A 15,200-nucleotide genomic window follows, 5' to 3' on the forward strand; every position below is an offset into this window, starting at 1 on the left:
CATGGCGATGACACCGGGGCTACATAGCCTGACTTTGCACAACATGGCTGCATAAAGAAAGTCGACAGGCTGCAACTGAACAGCCCGCACGGAGATTCGCTATGACCCAGATCGCCCGCATCAGCGACACCGGCAATGAACGCCGCCTGCAAGCCGAACGCCTGATCGGCGCCCAGGCCTTGCAAGAAGCACAGGCCTTGCGCTTCAACGTCTTCAGCGGCGAATTCAACGCCAAGCTCAAGGGCGCGGAGGTGGGTCTGGACATGGATGACTATGATGTTCACTGCGCTCACATTGGCGTACGCGACCTGAACACTGGCCGCCTCGTGGCCACCACTCGCCTGCTCGACCACCAGGCCGCCAGCAGCCTGGGCCGGTTCTACAGCGAAGAAGAATTCGCCCTCCACGGCCTGATTCATCTCCAAGGCCCGATTCTGGAAATAGGCCGTACCTGCGTGGACCCGGCCTACCGCAACGGCGGTACCATCGCGGTGCTCTGGGGCGAGTTGGCCGAAGTCCTCAATCAAGGCGGCTACAGCTACTTGATGGGTTGCGCAAGCATCCCGATGCAGGACGGCGGCATCCAGGCCCAGGCAATCATGCAGCGCCTGCGCGAGCGCTACCTGTGCACCGAACACCTGCAAGCGGTGCCGAAAAAGCCGTTGCCGGCCTTGGACGTCCCGTCCAACGTCATCGCCGAAATGCCCCCGCTGCTCAAGGCCTACATGCGCCTGGGGGCGAAAATCTGCGGCGAGCCCTGCTGGGATGAAGACTTCCAGGTGGCCGACGTGTTTATCCTGCTCAAGCGCGACGAGCTCTGCCCGCGTTATGCCCGTCACTTCAAGGCGGCGGTCTGATGAGCCGGTTGCGGGTGTACGCGCGAATCGCGCGAGTATTGCTGGTCGTCACCCTGGGCCTGGCCATGGCCAGTGTGTTCGGGCTGCTGGAACGTCTGGGACTCGCTCATTCGATGGTGCGCCGCCAGCGCTGGTCGCGTTTCTTCATGGCGCGGCTGACCAACGCCCTGCCCTTTCGCGTCACCGTCCATGGGCAACTGCCGAAACAGCCGATGCTGTGGGTCAGCAACCACGTGTCCTGGACCGATATCCCACTGCTGGGCATGCTCACACCCCTGTCGTTCCTGTCCAAGGCCGAAGTGCGTACCTGGCCGGTCGCCGGATGGCTGGCAGCCAAGGCCGGCAGCCTGTTCATCCGTCGTGGTTCGGGCGACAGTCAGTTGATTCGCAAGCAGATGAGCCGTCACCTGGAGCAGGCCTATCCGCTGCTCATGTTCCCCGAAGGCACCACCACCGACGGCCGGACGCTGCGCACTTTCCACGGCCGCCTGTTGTCGGCGGCCATCGATGCCGACGTGGCCTTGCAACCGGTGGCGATCCGTTACCTGCGCAAGGGCGAACCCGATTTGCTGGCGCCGTTCATTGGCGATGACGATCTGCTGTCGCACCTGATGCGATTGTTCGCCAATGATCTTGGCGATGTGGAAATCCATCTCTTGGAGCCGATTGCTTGCCACGGCCAGGAACGCGCGGCCCTGGCTTTCCAGGCGCAACAAGCAGTACACAAAGCATTGTTCGGCGAAATGCCTGAGAAGCAGACAATTCCGGTTCGGCCGGCGGCGATTGCGGCTTGATCCGAATGCGCATGAGCCCCTGTGGGAGCGAGCTTGCTCGCGATCGCGATTTAACATTCAGCAGATGTGCTGGCTGATACACCGCCATCGCGAGCAAGCTCGCTCCCACAATTTAGTCCTGCGGTGAGGCCTGATTCCGCGCAAAATCCTGCAACTGCGGATAGAACAACCGAAAGTCTTCGCTCAACGGCTCATAGAGCCTGACCAGTTCTGACATCGCCCCCGCCAGTTCCTCCGGCCGCGATAGCCGCCGTGAAATGCCGCGCAGCACCTGGCCCAGCACCTCGAATTGCGTATACGACCCCAGCCAGTCGTCCGCCGCCATATAAGGTGCGATCTGCGCCAGCCGCCCCGGCAGTTGCGGTTCAGCAGCGAGGACCTGATAGACCCGGGAGGTGAAGTCCATCAGCGGTCCTTCGCTGTACAGCGCCCAATCCCGGGCCAGGCAATGGTCGAAGAATACATCCAGCACGATCCCGGCATAACGCCGCCGCACCGTGGAGAAACGCGACAAGGCGATATCCACCAGCGGATGGCGATCGGTGTACATGTCGATGCGTCGATGCAGGGCTATCGCCGCTTCGATCCGCGGGTTGAATTGGCCCTGCAGCGGCCCTTTGACGAAGTCGCCATAAAGGCTGCCGAGCAGTTGTTCCCGGCCAGGGCCGCCGAGGTGCAGGTGTGCGAGATAGTTCATGGCCCGCAGCTTAGCACCCCGACGCCTATATCGTTATAACCCGATATAGCGATTTGTAAGATCTTCAGATCAAATACATATTGGTATATCGCGAAGCAACGATTTAAGGTTCGCCTCATCGCGATATAGCGTTATTCATGTGAGCTGCCCCAATGACCCTCGACCTCGACGAAATAATAAAAGCCCTGGCACACCCAGTACGGCGAGACATCCTCAACTGGCTCAAGGACCCCAAGGCCCAGTTTCCCGAACAGTTGCACAACCACGAATTCGGCATCTGCGCGGGCCAGATCGACCAGCGCTGCGGCCTGTCGCAGTCCACGGTTTCGGCGCATCTGGCGGTGTTGCAACGGGCCGGGTTGATCACCAGCCAGAAGGTCGGCCAATGGCACTTCTTCAAACGCAACGAGGAAGTGATCCAGCAGTTCCTCAAGCAAATGAGCCAAGAGCTCTAAACCGACAAGGATTCGAAATGCCCCTTTCACTCTTGATTCTGGCGCTTAGCGCCTTCGCCATCGGCACGACGGAATTCGTCATCATGGGCCTGTTGCCCGATGTGGCGGCGGACCTGGGCGTATCGATTCCCGGCGCCGGCTGGTTGGTGACCGGCTACGCCCTGGGCGTGGCCATCGGTGCGCCGTTCATGGCCCTGGCCACCGCGCGACTGCCGCGCAAGGCTGCGTTGGTGGCATTGATGGGGATTTTCATTGTCGGCAACCTGCTCTGCGCAGTAGCCAGCGACTACAACGTGCTGATGTTTGCCCGAGTCGTCACCGCCCTCTGCCACGGTGCGTTCTTTGGCATAGGCTCGGTCGTCGCCGCCGGCCTGGTGGCGCCCAACAAGCGTGCCTCGGCCGTGGCCCTGATGTTCACCGGCCTGACCCTGGCCAATGTGCTTGGCGTACCGCTGGGCACTGCATTGGGCCAGCAAGCCGGCTGGCGCTCGACCTTCTGGGCCGTGACGATCATCGGCGTGATTGCCCTGATCGGCCTGATCCGCTTCCTGCCGGCCAAGCGCGACGAGGAAAAACTCGACATGCGTTCAGAGCTGGTGGCGCTCAAGGGCGCCGGCTTGTGGCTGTCGTTGAGCATGACCGCGCTGTTCTCCGCTTCGGTATTCACCCTGTTCACCTACGTCGCCCCGCTGCTCGGCGAAGTGACCGGCGTGTCGCCCCGTGGCGTGACCTGGACCCTAGTGCTGATCGGCCTCGGCCTGACCCTGGGCAACATCATTGGCGGCAAGCTGGCGGACAAGAGCCTGGCGAACACGCTGATGGGCGTATTCCTGACCATGGCCGTCGTGTCCACCGTCCTGAGCTGGACCAGCGTGGCGCTGATCCCGACCGAGATAACGCTGTTCCTGTGGGCCACCGCCTGCTTCGCCGCCGTGCCGGCCCTGCAGGTCAACGTGGTGACCTTCGGCAAAGACGCGCCCAACCTGGTGTCCACCTTGAACATCGGCGCCTTCAACATTGGCAATGCCTTGGGCGCCTGGGTCGGCGGCACTGTCATCGACCATGGCCTGGGCCTGACCACCGTGCCCCTCGCCGCCGGCGCGCTGGCCGTGCTGGCGCTGCTGGTGACCCTGATCACTTTCCGTCAGGGCGGCCATGCCGACCTGGCACCTGCCACTCACTGACTACTGATCCTTCACTTTGCGAGGTTGTATTTCATGGCAACAATTTTCGACCCCATCAAACTCGGCGACATCGAGCTGAAGAACCGCATCATCATGGCCCCGCTTACCCGCTGCCGCGCCGACGCAGGCCGCGTACCCAACGCCTTGATGGCCGAATACTACGTGCAACGCGCTTCCGCCGGCCTGATCCTCAGCGAAGCCACGTCAGTCACGCCAATGGGCGTGGGTTATCCGGACACCCCTGGCATCTGGTCCAACGACCAGGTACGCGGCTGGGCCAACGTGACCAAAGCCATCCACGGCGCCGGCGGCAAGATCTTCCTGCAGCTCTGGCACGTGGGCCGGATCTCCCACCCTTCCTACCTGGACGGCGAACTTCCAGTGGCACCGAGCGCCATCCAGCCCAAGGGCCACGTGAGCTTGGTTCGCCCGTTGGCTGACTACCCGACGCCGCGAGCACTGGAAACCGCTGAAATCGCCGACATCGTCGATGCCTACCGCGTCGGTGCCGAAAACGCCAAGGCCGCCGGTTTCGACGGGGTGGAAATCCATGGTGCCAACGGCTACCTGCTCGACCAGTTCCTGCAAAGCAGCACCAACCAGCGCACCGATCACTACGGCGGCTCCCTGGAAAACCGTGCTCGCCTGCTGCTGGAAGTCACCGATGCGGCCATCGACGTCTGGGGCGCCGGCCGCGTGGGCGTACACCTGGCGCCGCGCGCCGATTCCCATGACATGGGCGACGAGAACCGTCTGGAAACCTTCAGCTATGTCGCCCGCGAGCTGGGCAAGCGTGGCATCGCCTTTATCTGCTCCCGCGAGAAAGAAGGCGACGACAGCATCGGCCCACAACTCAAGCAAGCCTTCGGCGGCCCGTACATTGCCAACGAGCGCTTCACCAAGGAAAGCGCCAACGCCTGGCTGGCAGCAGGCAAGGCGGACGCCGTGGCGTTTGGCGTGCCATTCATTGCCAACCCGGACCTGCCGGCACGCTTGAAAGCCGACGCGCCATTGAACGAGCCGCATCCGGAAACCTTCTACGGGAAAGGCCCGGTGGGTTATATCGATTACCCTGTACTTTAATCTCCACCTCTATAAAAGCCCTGCCTCGAAAGAGCCAGGGCTTTTTTAATTTCCAATATTCGGTCAAACATAAGAACTTTGTAATCAAGGCAAAGCCGCTCATTATCAGGAACAGTGAGCGCATACGGCGTTCCCCTCCTGCCATTGAAAGGCAACATTGAAAAAAGGAATTTGAGAATGAATGACGCGACGGACAGCACGCCACCGGCCAATAACGACCTTATCGAGAGACTCCTTTCACAGTTCCGCTTTTTGCCCTTGTCAGTCTTGTACGAGCAATTCAAGTCACTCGACACGACAGAGTACGCCGAGGCACTTAACGCCTTGATAGAAAAGAATAAAAAGAACGACGGAGTCGACCGGAAGATCCAAGTCTGGGAGCAAGAGAAGACTCGCAAGGATACAACCCGATTGCTGATCAAGATAATCAACCACACCGACCAGGCTTTTCAATTTCGCGATAACAACCTCAGCCTGGATGCCATTGAACATGACTTCATCAACATCCGTCGCGGAGATATCCAAGCGCTAAAGTTCGACTTTTCCTATTCCAGGACACTGGGCAGCCGCAGCAAGGATATGTTCAGGCACTTCATTATGTTTGGCGACAAACAATGTGGATTCCGCTTCGATTTCGGCTTACGCGTGGAGACTTCTTTTGGCGTTTTCACCCCCACCCTGACACCGGTACGGACCCATAACGTGACCTCTATTGGCACAACGCCCGTCAATTGCACAACTCGCATCACGCACGCGGCGGAGGGAGAACCCTACGGCTTTACCGTAGAAATCGTAATTAGCTGAAGATACTGCCCCGTCAGGCCAACCCGATGGGGCACATATTTCCACTTTGTAAGCGCACCGGGCCACTGCGCTTACAACCGCGAAACAATTTTCCTACAAAATTCGCCACCGATTTTATATACCCTTGGCCGACGTCAGTTTATAAAGCCTTTCTCACGCGCCCGTATTGACACAAACCGATTCAATTACGCATTTTGTTTCATTTGCGAAGGCTAGGGCTCAGGTGCAGCATATCCAGCCCGATGTCCACCCAGCGTTCGGCTTCATTCGCCAGGGCGAAACTGTCTGGAGCCAGCAACCACTGGTAAAGAATGCCGTCGATATAGGCATGGATGGCAACCGCCGCCCTTTCGGGATTGAGGTCATCCGGCAACTGGCCGCGTTTCATTGCATTGCGCAACGACAAGGCGATACGCACGTTGCAGTCGAGGCTGACTTCACGTCGCTGCTGGCGCAAATCGCACATTTCATCGGTGAACTCGCACTTATGGAACAGAATCTCATTGATGCGCCGGGTTTTCGGGTCTAGGGCCACCTGCTGGAACAACCGTACCAACAACTTGCGCACGCACCCCAGGGGATCAAGCTCTTCCTCGTTTTCGCTCGCGCGGGCCAATTCATCGAGCGGTTCATGCAGCGTATCGAGCATGGCCTGGAGCAGATCCGCCTTGTTGCTGAAATGCCAATAGATGGCGCCCCGTGTCACACCGGCGAGCGTCGCGATATCGGCCAGCGTGGTACGCGCAACGCCTCGCTCGAAGAAGGCTTTTTCGGCCGCTTCGAGTATCTGGCTGCGAGTCTCCAAGGCTTCCTCTTTGGTACGACGGACCATGGCAGTAAACACCTCAATCAGGATGCGTAAGCAATGCGTAAGGATCAGCAGGACAATCTATAGGCAACGTCTGCCTGCACGCGTCCCCGGTCCGCATTGGCCTTTGTCAGGCTTTTGTAAATCCGGATGGTACGCAATTTGGCTGTTTACAAACAACCGTGTACGTAAGTATATTTCTTAGCATCCTACTAATTGCTTATCTCGCTCTTTTTTCACCTTTCACTTTCGAGCGCGCCTGTTACGCGCCTGGACCCGAGGATTTCCATGCAATTCAAGCCAGCTGTTACCGCTCTGGTCACTGCCATCGCCCTGGCATCGCTGCTCAGCGGATGCAAAAAGGAAGAGGCTGCACCCGCGCCTCCCCCTCCTCAGGTCGGCGTCGTAACCCTCAAGACCCAGCCTTTTACCCTGACCTCTGAACTGCCGGGCCGCACCAGTGCGTTCCGCGTTGCCGAAGTGCGCCCTCAGGTCAATGGCATCATCCTCAAGCGCCTGTTCAAGGAAGGCGCCGACGTCAAGGCCGGCCAGCAGCTGTACCAGATCGACCCCGCCGTTTACGAAGCGAACCTCAAGAGCGCCGAGGCCAACCTGCGTTCCACCAAGTCGATCGCTGATCGCTACAAGCAATTGGTTGATGAACAAGCCGTGAGCCGCCAGGAATACGACACTGCCATGGCCAATCGCCTGGAGTCGGAAGCCAGCCTGCAGACCGCGCAGATCAATGTGCGGTACACCAAGGTCTATGCGCCGATTTCAGGTCGCATCGGACGTTCCTCGGTGACCGAAGGCGCGCTGGTCAGCAACGGGCAGACCGATGCCCTGGCGACCATCCAGCAACTCGACCCGATCTATGTTGACGTGACGCAAAGCTCCGTCGAGCTCCTGCAACTGCGCCGCGAGCTGGAAAGCGGCCGCCTGCAGAAGGCCGGCGACAACGCCGCCATGGTCAAGCTGACCCTGGAAGACGGCAGCCAGTACCCCCATGAAGGCAAGCTCGAATTCTCCGAAGTCTCGGTCGACCAGACCACCGGCTCCGTGACCTTGCGCGCTGTGTTCCCCAACCCCGACCACACGTTGCTGCCGGGCATGTTTGTCCACGCGCAACTGCAGGCTGGCGTGAACAGCGCGGCGATCCTGGCACCGCAGCAAGGCGTGACCCGCGACCTCAAGGGTACGCCGACCGCCATGGTCGTGGGCGCCGATAACAAGGTCGAACTGCGTCAGCTCAAGGCCAGCCGCACCGTTGGCAACCAATGGCTGATCGAAGACGGCCTCAAGGCCGGTGATCGCCTGATCACCGAAGGGTTGCAGTACGTACGGCCAGGGGTAGAAGTCAAAGCCACCGAAGCCACCAACGTTGGCGCTAAGAACCCGGCCCCCGCTCAGGCAGCTGACAAAGCCGCCGGCGGCAAAGGGGAGTAAACCATGTCGAAATTCTTTATCGACCGTCCGATCTTCGCCTGGGTGATCGCCCTGGTGATCATGCTGGTCGGCGCTTTGTCGATCCTCAAGTTGCCGATCAACCAGTACCCGAGCATCGCGCCGCCGGCCATTGCGATCCAGGTGACCTACCCAGGTGCTTCCGCACAAACCGTGCAAGACACTGTGGTGCAGGTCATCGAGCAGCAGCTCAACGGCATCGACAACCTGCGTTATGTGTCCTCGGAAAGTAACTCCGACGGCAGCATGACCATCACCGCGACCTTCGAGCAGGGCACCAGCTCCGATACCGCCCAGGTCCAGGTCCAGAACAAGCTGAACCTGGCCACCCCGCTGTTGCCGCAAGAAGTGCAGCAGCAAGGCATCCGCGTGACCAAGTCGGTGAAAAACTTCCTGATGGTGATCGGGGTGGTGTCGCGCGACGGCAGCATGACCAAGGACGATCTGTCCAACTACATCGTGTCCAACATGCAGGATCCGATCTCGCGCACTGCCGGTGTCGGCGACTTCCAGGTCTTCGGGGCCCAGTATGCGATGCGGATCTGGCTCGACCCGGCCAAGTTGAACAATTACAGCCTGACCCCGGTGGACGTCAAAAACGCTATCGCCGCGCAAAACGTCCAGGTCTCGTCCGGCCAACTCGGCGGCTTGCCTGCCCTGCCCGGCCAGCAACTGAACGCGACCATTATCGGCAAGACCCGCTTGCAGACCGCCGAGCAGTTCAAGGCGATCCTGCTGAAGGTCAACCCGGACGGCTCCCAAGTGCGCGTTGGCGATGTGGCCGACGTTGGCCTGGGCGGCGAGAACTACAGCATCAGCGCCCAGTTCAATGGCGCACCAGCGTCGGGCCTGGCGGTAAAACTGGCCAACGGTGCCAACGCACTCGACACGGCCAAAGCCCTGCGCAAGACCATTGACGACCTCAAGCCGTTCTTCCCCCAGGGCGTAGAAGTGGTGTTCCCATACGACACCACGCCGGTGGTGAGCGAGTCGATCAAGGGTGTGGTTGAAACCCTGGTCGAGGCGGTCGTGCTGGTGTTCCTGGTGATGTTCCTGTTCCTGCAGAACTTCCGAGCCACCATCATCACCACGATGACGGTGCCGGTGGTGTTGCTGGGTACCTTCGGGATTCTCGCGGCGGCCGGCTTCAGCATCAACACCCTGACCATGTTCGGCATGGTGCTGGCCATCGGCTTGCTGGTAGACGACGCCATCGTCGTGGTGGAAAACGTCGAACGGGTGATGAGCGAAGAAGGCCTGTCGCCCAAGGAAGCCACCAAGAAATCCATGGGCCAGATCCAGGGCGCCCTGGTGGGTATCGCCCTGGTGCTTTCGGCGGTGCTGCTGCCGATGGCGTTCTTCAGCGGCTCCACCGGCGTGATCTACAAACAGTTCTCCATCACGATCGTCTCCGCGATGGCGCTGTCGGTGTTGGTCGCCCTGATCTTCACCCCGGCCCTGTGCGCCACCATGCTCAAGCCCATTCCGAAAGGCGAGCACGGCACGCCGAAACGCGGTTTCTTCGGCTGGTTCAACCGCACTTTCGACCGTGGTGTCAGGAGCTACGAGCGTGGCGTGGGCAACATGCTCCAGCGCAAGGCTCCGTATCTGCTCGCTTACGTGATCATTGTGGTCGGCATGGTCTGGCTGTTCACCCGCATCCCTACCGCGTTCCTGCCCGAAGAAGACCAAGGCGTGTTGTTTGCCCAGGTACAGACACCGGCCGGCTCCAGTGCCGAGCGCACCCAGGTGGTGGTCGACAAGATGCGCGAGTTCCTGCTGCGTCCAAGCAAGGACGGTGGTGAAGGCGATGCCGTGGCCTCGGTGTTTACCGTGACCGGCTTCAACTTCGCCGGTCGTGGCCAGAGCTCGGGCATGGCGTTCATCATGCTGAAACCGTGGGAGGAGCGTAACGCCGACAACAGCGTGTTCAAGCTCGCCGCTCGCGCCCAGCAGCATTTCTTTACCTTCCGTGACGCAATGGTGTTCGCCTTCGCCCCGCCAGCAGTGCTGGAATTGGGTAACGCCACCGGTTTCGACGTGTTCCTGCAGGACCGCGCCGGCATCGGCCACGACAAGCTGATGGAAGCTCGTAACCAGTTCCTGGGCATGGCGTCCCAGAGCAAGGTCTTGACCCAGGTCCGTCCGAACGGCCTGAACGACGAGCCGCAATACCAGCTCGAGATCGACGACGAGAAGGCCAGCGCGCTGGGCATCACCTTGGCCGATATCAACAACACCCTGTCGATCGCCCTGGGCAGTAGCTACGTGAACGACTTCATCGACCGTGGCCGGGTTAAAAAGGTCTACGTGCAAGGCCAGCCGGGCGCTCGCATGAGTCCGGAAGACCTGAAGAAGTGGTACGTGCGCAACAGCGCCGGGACCATGGTACCGTTCAGCGCCTTTGCCAAAGGCGAGTGGACCTACGGTTCGCCGAAACTCGCGCGCTACAACGGCGTGGAAGCGATGGAAGTCTTGGGTGCTCCGGCGCCGGGCTATTCCACGGGTGAAGCCATGGCCGAGGTCGAAGCCATCGCCAAGAAGTTGCCGGCCGGCGTCGGCATCTCCTGGACAGGCCTGTCGTACGAGGAACGCCTGTCGGGTTCCCAGGCCCCAGCCCTGTACGCGCTCTCGCTGCTGATGGTATTCCTCTGTCTGGCGGCACTGTATGAAAGCTGGTCGATCCCGATCGCCGTCATGCTCGTGGTGCCGTTGGGGATTATCGGTGCCCTGCTGGCCACCAGCCTGCGCGGTCTGTCCAATGACGTGTACTTCCAGGTGGGCTTGTTGACAACGATCGGCCTGGCGGCGAAAAACGCCATCCTGATCGTCGAGTTCGCCAAGGAACTCCACGAACAAGGCCGGACCCTGGTGGAAGCCGCCATCGAAGCCTGTAGGATGCGTCTGCGGCCGATCATCATGACGTCCCTGGCGTTCGTCCTCGGCGTCGTCCCGCTGGCGATTTCCACCGGCGCCGGTTCGGGCAGCCAGCACGCCATCGGTACCGGCGTGATCGGCGGTATGCTCACGGCCACCATCCTGGCAATCTTCTGGGTGCCATTGTTCTTCGTGACAGTGTCGTCGTTAGGTCGTCGCAAAAATGCCGACCAGGACAACACTCCTGAAACTTCTAAAGAGGCTGGCCAATGAGCAAGTCGCTACTCTCTCTGACCATCGCCGCGGTCGTGCTCAGCGGTTGCTCGCTGATCCCGGACTATCAGCGGCCCGAAGCTCCGGTCGCGGCGCAGTACCCGCAAGGCCCGGCCTACGAACCGGCCAACGCTCCCGGCCAGGCAGCCGCCGAGCAGGGCTGGAAGCAGTTTTTCCATGACCCTGCGCTGCAACAGCTGATCCAGGTTGCCCTGGAAAACAACCGCGACCTACGCGTCGCTGCGTTGAACATCGACGCCTACGCCGCGCAATACCGCATCCAGCGGGCGGACCTGCTCCCGGCGGTCTCGGCAACCGGCTCCGGCAGCCGTCAGCGCGTGCCGGCACGGGCTTCGCAGACCGGCGAAGCGGCCATCAGCAGTTCCTACTCCGCAACGCTGGGGATCAGCGCCTACGAGTTGGACCTGTTCGGTCGCGTCCGCAGCCTGAGCGAGCAAGCGTTGCAAAGCTACTTCGCCACCGAAGAAGCCCGTCGCAGCACCCAGATCAGCCTGGTGGCCAACGTCGCCAACGCCTATCTGACCTGGCAGGCGGACAAGGAACTGCTCAAGCTGACCCAGGACACCCTGGGCACCTACGAACAGAGCCTGAAGCTGACCTCGCGCAGCGCCGAAGTCGGCGTGGCCTCGGCCCTGGACCTGAGCCAGGCGCGCACCGCGGTGGAAAACGCCCGCGTGCAACTGGCTCGCTACACCCGCCAAGTGGCCCAGGATGAAAACAGCCTGACCCTGCTGCTGGGCACCGGCCTGCCGGCCAACCTGCGCACTCAACCGTTGAGCGATGACCTGCTCAGCGAAGTGCCGGCCGGGCTGCCGTCGGACCTGCTGCAACGTCGTCCGGACATTCTCCAGGCCGAACGCAACCTGCTCGCCGCCAATGCCAACATCGGCGCCGCACGAGCCGCGTTCTTCCCAAGCATCAGCCTTACGGCCAACGCCGGTACCCTGAGCCCTGACCTGTCCGGTCTGTTCAAAGGCGGTTCGGGCACCTGGACCTTCGCGCCGCAGATCAACCTGCCGATCTTCAACGCCGGCAGCCTGCGGGCGAGCCTGGATTACGCCAAGATCCAGAAAGACATCAACGTCGCGCAGTATGAGAAGTCGATTCAGACAGCGTTTCAGGAAGTCTCCGACGGCCTGGCCGCGCGCCAGACCTACAACGAACAGCTGCAGGCCCAGACCGACTTCGTCGCCGCCAACCAGGACTACTACCGCCTGGCCGAGCGTCGCTACCGCATCGGCGTCGACAGCAACCTGACCTTCCTCGACGCCCAACGGCAGTTGTTCAGCGCACAACAATCGCTGATCACCGACCGCCTTGCGCAACTGACCAGCGAGGTCAATTTGTACAAGGCCCTGGGTGGTGGCTGGAATGCCGAGACGGGCAAGCACGAACCGCTGGCGGAAAAAGCGCCGGAGACGAAGTTGTTCTAATTTGATGCACTGAAAACACGAAGCCCACCGAAAGGTGGGCTTTTTGTTGGGGCCTTTTTTACAACGACAGGGTTAACGCGGGTCGACGATATCCAGCGCTCGACTGGCCAGCAACTCGCTCAAGTCAATCATCTGCGCAACGCCTAGCGCGACATGCCGTCGCGAGCCTCCCAGATCGAACGCCAGGTCGTTGAGCATGGCATTGGCCGAGGCCAGGGTTTCGCTGAGATTTGCCAGTAGACACTCGGTGTCGAGGGTATCGATGACGGTGAACACCTGAGTTGAGGTTTGGGGTTTTGGATCAGGGTGAGTGCCCAAATGGTAATCGAGGGCTCGGTCTGCGGCCTCTTGGAGCTTTTCTGGATCGGGGTCGTTGTAGGGGAAGGTGCTCTCTGATGGCGAAGAAGGATGATGTTTTTTCATGAAGGCGCTCCTGCATCAATTGCAGCCCAGACGCTGGGTCCGGGCGCTGGCGCCTAACGAATTCGGCGGGCTTGCAGTCCCGGTCGCTGAATTGGCAGCGACACGAACAAGCTAGAGATATCGCTTCCGAGCGGCAACCTTAAAATCTCGTCGGAAAAATCGCTGCGTCTGTCAGACCGGCCACAAACTCTGTGGGAGCGAGCTTGCTCGCGATGGCAATTTTACGGCCGTCCAAGGTTGTTGATCGGGTACATATCCATTTCTGCGGTAACGGCGGCTTAGGGTTCCGCCAGCGGCCCTTACCGCAGAAATGGATATGTACCCAGCCAATAAAAGCAGGGCCGACCGTCAGGCCGCCATCGCGAGCAAGCTCGCTCCCACAGGAGGTTGGCGTTCAACCGAAACTAGATCGGCAGTCCAGATCCTCGAAAACCGACCCTGCCAGTTAAAAACTGTTACCTATGTGAGTGAACTGATTTGTAACCTATGTGGGTGAGTCATACCCCCGAGCCTTTTTTGCTTACTTTTTTGGCGTCTGAAAAAAAGTGAGCCGCCGTAAGGGCGGAACCGCCAGCGGCCGTTACCGCAGCAATAGATATGTACCTAGACAAAAAAATCCCGACCGGCTGTCAGGCCGCCTTCGCGAGCAGGCTCGCTCCCACAGGACCCTCATCCAGCCAACTAGTGCTTTTGTCGTTCGTTAATCGCCCAAAACCAGCCAATCGCAATTGAATCAATCCCAGCCAGCCCGTCACCATCGCCCACACAAAACCAATAACAACAGGTTCGACGCCATGTTCATGCGCCCCGCTTCTTCCGGCTGATACCAGGGCAATTCCCACAATCCGAACGCACCGTTCCGCCGCAGCCCAAAGGTTGCGGCAACAACTCGCTTCGTCCACAAAAAAATAAGAGACAACGCCCATGAAGCCCACACAGCACTTGTTCCCCAGCCTCATTGCCGTCGCCCTGACCAGCACCGCCCTCCCCGTCCTGGCGGCGGAATCGGGGTTCGTCGAAGATGCCAAAGCCACGCTGAACCTGCGCAACTTCTACATCAACCGCAACTTCACCAACCCGGACAATGCCCAGGGCAAAGCCGAGGAATGGACCCAGAGCTTCATCCTCGACGCCAAGTCCGGCTTCACCCAGGGGACCGTCGGTTTCGGCGTTGACGTGCTGGGCCTATACTCGGTCAAGCTCGACGGCGGCCGTGGCACGGCCGGCACCCAGCTGCTGCCGGTGCACGACGACGGCCGCCCGGCCGATGACTTCGGTCGCCTGGGCGTGGCCCTGAAGGCCAAGGTCTCGAAGACCGAATTGAAAGTCGGCGAGTGGATGCCAGTGTTGCCGATCCTGCGTTCCGACGATGGCCGTTCCCTGCCGCAAACCTTCCGTGGCGGCCAGGTGACTTCCACCGAAATCAACGGCCTGAGTCTCTACGGCGGCCAGTTCCGCGCCAACAGCCCGCGTAACGACGCGAGCATGGAAGACATGTCGATGAACGGCCGCGGTGCATTCACCTCCGACCGTTTCAACTTCGGTGGCGGCGAATACGCCTTCAACGAAAAACGCACCCAGGTCGGCGTCTGGTACGCGGAACTGTCCGACATCTACCAACAGCAATATTTCAACCTGACCCACAGCCAGCCGATCGGCGACTGGACTCTGGGCGCCAACCTCGGTTACTTCACCGGCAAGGAAGACGGCAGCGCACTGGCCGGCGACCTTGACAACAAAACCGCCTTCGCCATGCTTTCCGCCAAATACGGCGGCAACACCTTCTACGTCGGCCTGCAGAAAGTCGGCGGCGACGATGCCTGGATGCGCGTCAACGGCACCAGCGGCGGCACCCTGGCGAACGACAGCTACAACTCCAGCTACGACAACGCCAAGGAAAAATCCTGGCAACTGCGCCACGACTTCAACTTCGCCGCCGTCGGCGTGCCGGGCCTGACCCTGATGAACCGCTACATCAGCGGTGACAACGTTCACACCGCCACGGTCGACGACGGCAAGGAATGGGG

The 15,200-nt window shown here is 60.5% G+C and carries 14 protein-coding genes; 10 read left to right on the forward strand and 4 right to left on the reverse strand.

What is annotated here, in order from left to right; genetic code table 11:
* Positions 1-101: 101 nt before the first annotated feature.
* The gene (gene olsB / locus ACLK1G_RS18585; RefSeq protein WP_420766754.1) at positions 102-857 is read left to right on the forward strand and encodes an L-ornithine N(alpha)-acyltransferase; all 756 of its coding nucleotides are present in this window, start codon (positions 102-104) and stop codon (positions 855-857) included.
* Entirely contained in the window at positions 857-1,651 is a 795-nt protein-coding gene (locus tag ACLK1G_RS18590; protein ID WP_420766755.1) for a lysophospholipid acyltransferase family protein, read from the forward strand. The genes olsB and ACLK1G_RS18590 overlap by 1 nt, the downstream gene beginning before the upstream one ends.
* A 112-nt stretch (positions 1,652-1,763) precedes the next feature.
* Here the strand turns inward: ACLK1G_RS18590 and ACLK1G_RS18595 are convergent, their stop codons facing one another.
* On the reverse strand, positions 1,764-2,348 hold the full coding sequence (locus ACLK1G_RS18595; protein WP_420766756.1) for an acyl carrier protein phosphodiesterase: 585 nt from the start codon (positions 2,346-2,348) through the stop codon (positions 1,764-1,766).
* Between the two features lie 152 nt (positions 2,349-2,500).
* Here ACLK1G_RS18595 and ACLK1G_RS18600 point away from each other — a divergent pair, with 152 nt between their 5' ends.
* The 4 genes from ACLK1G_RS18600 (at position 2,501) to ACLK1G_RS18615 (ending at position 5,874) form a co-directional block, all read left to right on the forward strand.
* Entirely contained in the window at positions 2,501-2,803 is a 303-nt protein-coding gene (locus tag ACLK1G_RS18600) for an ArsR/SmtB family transcription factor (RefSeq protein WP_057449693.1), read from the forward strand.
* Between the two features lie 17 nt (positions 2,804-2,820).
* The gene (locus ACLK1G_RS18605) at positions 2,821-3,987 is read left to right on the forward strand and encodes an MFS transporter (RefSeq protein WP_420766757.1); all 1,167 of its coding nucleotides are present in this window, start codon (positions 2,821-2,823) and stop codon (positions 3,985-3,987) included.
* Positions 3,988-4,020: 33 nt separating this feature from the next.
* Entirely contained in the window at positions 4,021-5,070 is a 1,050-nt protein-coding gene (locus tag ACLK1G_RS18610) for an alkene reductase (RefSeq protein WP_420766758.1), read from the forward strand.
* Positions 5,071-5,247: 177 nt separating this feature from the next.
* Positions 5,248-5,874, forward strand: a complete 627-nt coding sequence (locus ACLK1G_RS18615; RefSeq protein ID WP_420766759.1) for a hypothetical protein — start codon at positions 5,248-5,250, stop codon at positions 5,872-5,874.
* 199 nt (positions 5,875-6,073) lie between these two features.
* Here the strand turns inward: ACLK1G_RS18615 and ACLK1G_RS18620 are convergent, their stop codons facing one another.
* Positions 6,074-6,706 (reverse strand): TetR family transcriptional regulator, encoded by a 633-nt coding sequence (locus ACLK1G_RS18620; RefSeq protein WP_420766760.1) that lies wholly within the window; start codon positions 6,704-6,706, stop codon positions 6,074-6,076.
* A gap of 264 nt (positions 6,707-6,970) precedes the next feature.
* Between ACLK1G_RS18620 and ACLK1G_RS18625 the strand changes: the two genes are divergently transcribed.
* Genes ACLK1G_RS18625 through adeC form a run of 3 tightly spaced genes read left to right on the forward strand, consistent with a single transcriptional unit; the run spans position 6,971 to position 12,750 of the window.
* Complete coding sequence (locus ACLK1G_RS18625) at positions 6,971-8,128, forward strand: efflux RND transporter periplasmic adaptor subunit (protein WP_420766761.1); 1,158 nt, start codon at positions 6,971-6,973, stop codon at positions 8,126-8,128.
* A gap of 3 nt (positions 8,129-8,131) precedes the next feature.
* Positions 8,132-11,296, forward strand: a complete 3,165-nt coding sequence (gene emhB, locus ACLK1G_RS18630) for an efflux RND transporter permease subunit EmhB (RefSeq protein WP_420766762.1) — start codon at positions 8,132-8,134, stop codon at positions 11,294-11,296.
* Complete coding sequence (adeC, locus tag ACLK1G_RS18635; RefSeq protein ID WP_420766763.1) at positions 11,293-12,750, forward strand: AdeC/AdeK/OprM family multidrug efflux complex outer membrane factor; 1,458 nt, start codon at positions 11,293-11,295, stop codon at positions 12,748-12,750. Before emhB ends, adeC begins: the two co-directional genes overlap by 4 nt.
* 72 nt (positions 12,751-12,822) lie before the next feature.
* On the opposite strand, the gene ACLK1G_RS18640 is transcribed toward adeC, so the two are convergent.
* Together ACLK1G_RS18640 and ACLK1G_RS18645 are read right to left on the reverse strand one after the other, a co-directional pair.
* Complete coding sequence (locus tag ACLK1G_RS18640; RefSeq protein WP_420766764.1) at positions 12,823-13,173, reverse strand: DUF6124 family protein; 351 nt, start codon at positions 13,171-13,173, stop codon at positions 12,823-12,825.
* Between the two features lie 629 nt (positions 13,174-13,802).
* The gene (locus ACLK1G_RS18645) at positions 13,803-14,099 is read right to left on the reverse strand and encodes a hypothetical protein (RefSeq protein WP_420766765.1); all 297 of its coding nucleotides are present in this window, start codon (positions 14,097-14,099) and stop codon (positions 13,803-13,805) included.
* Here ACLK1G_RS18645 and ACLK1G_RS18650 point away from each other — a divergent pair.
* The coding region (locus ACLK1G_RS18650; protein ID WP_420766766.1) for an OprD family porin at positions 14,098-15,200 on the forward strand (1,103 nt) is incomplete at its 3' end. The genes ACLK1G_RS18645 and ACLK1G_RS18650 overlap by 2 nt on opposite strands.

The organism is Pseudomonas algeriensis (genome assembly GCF_048847255.1).
Taxonomy (GTDB): Bacteria; Pseudomonadota; Gammaproteobacteria; order Pseudomonadales; family Pseudomonadaceae; genus Aquipseudomonas.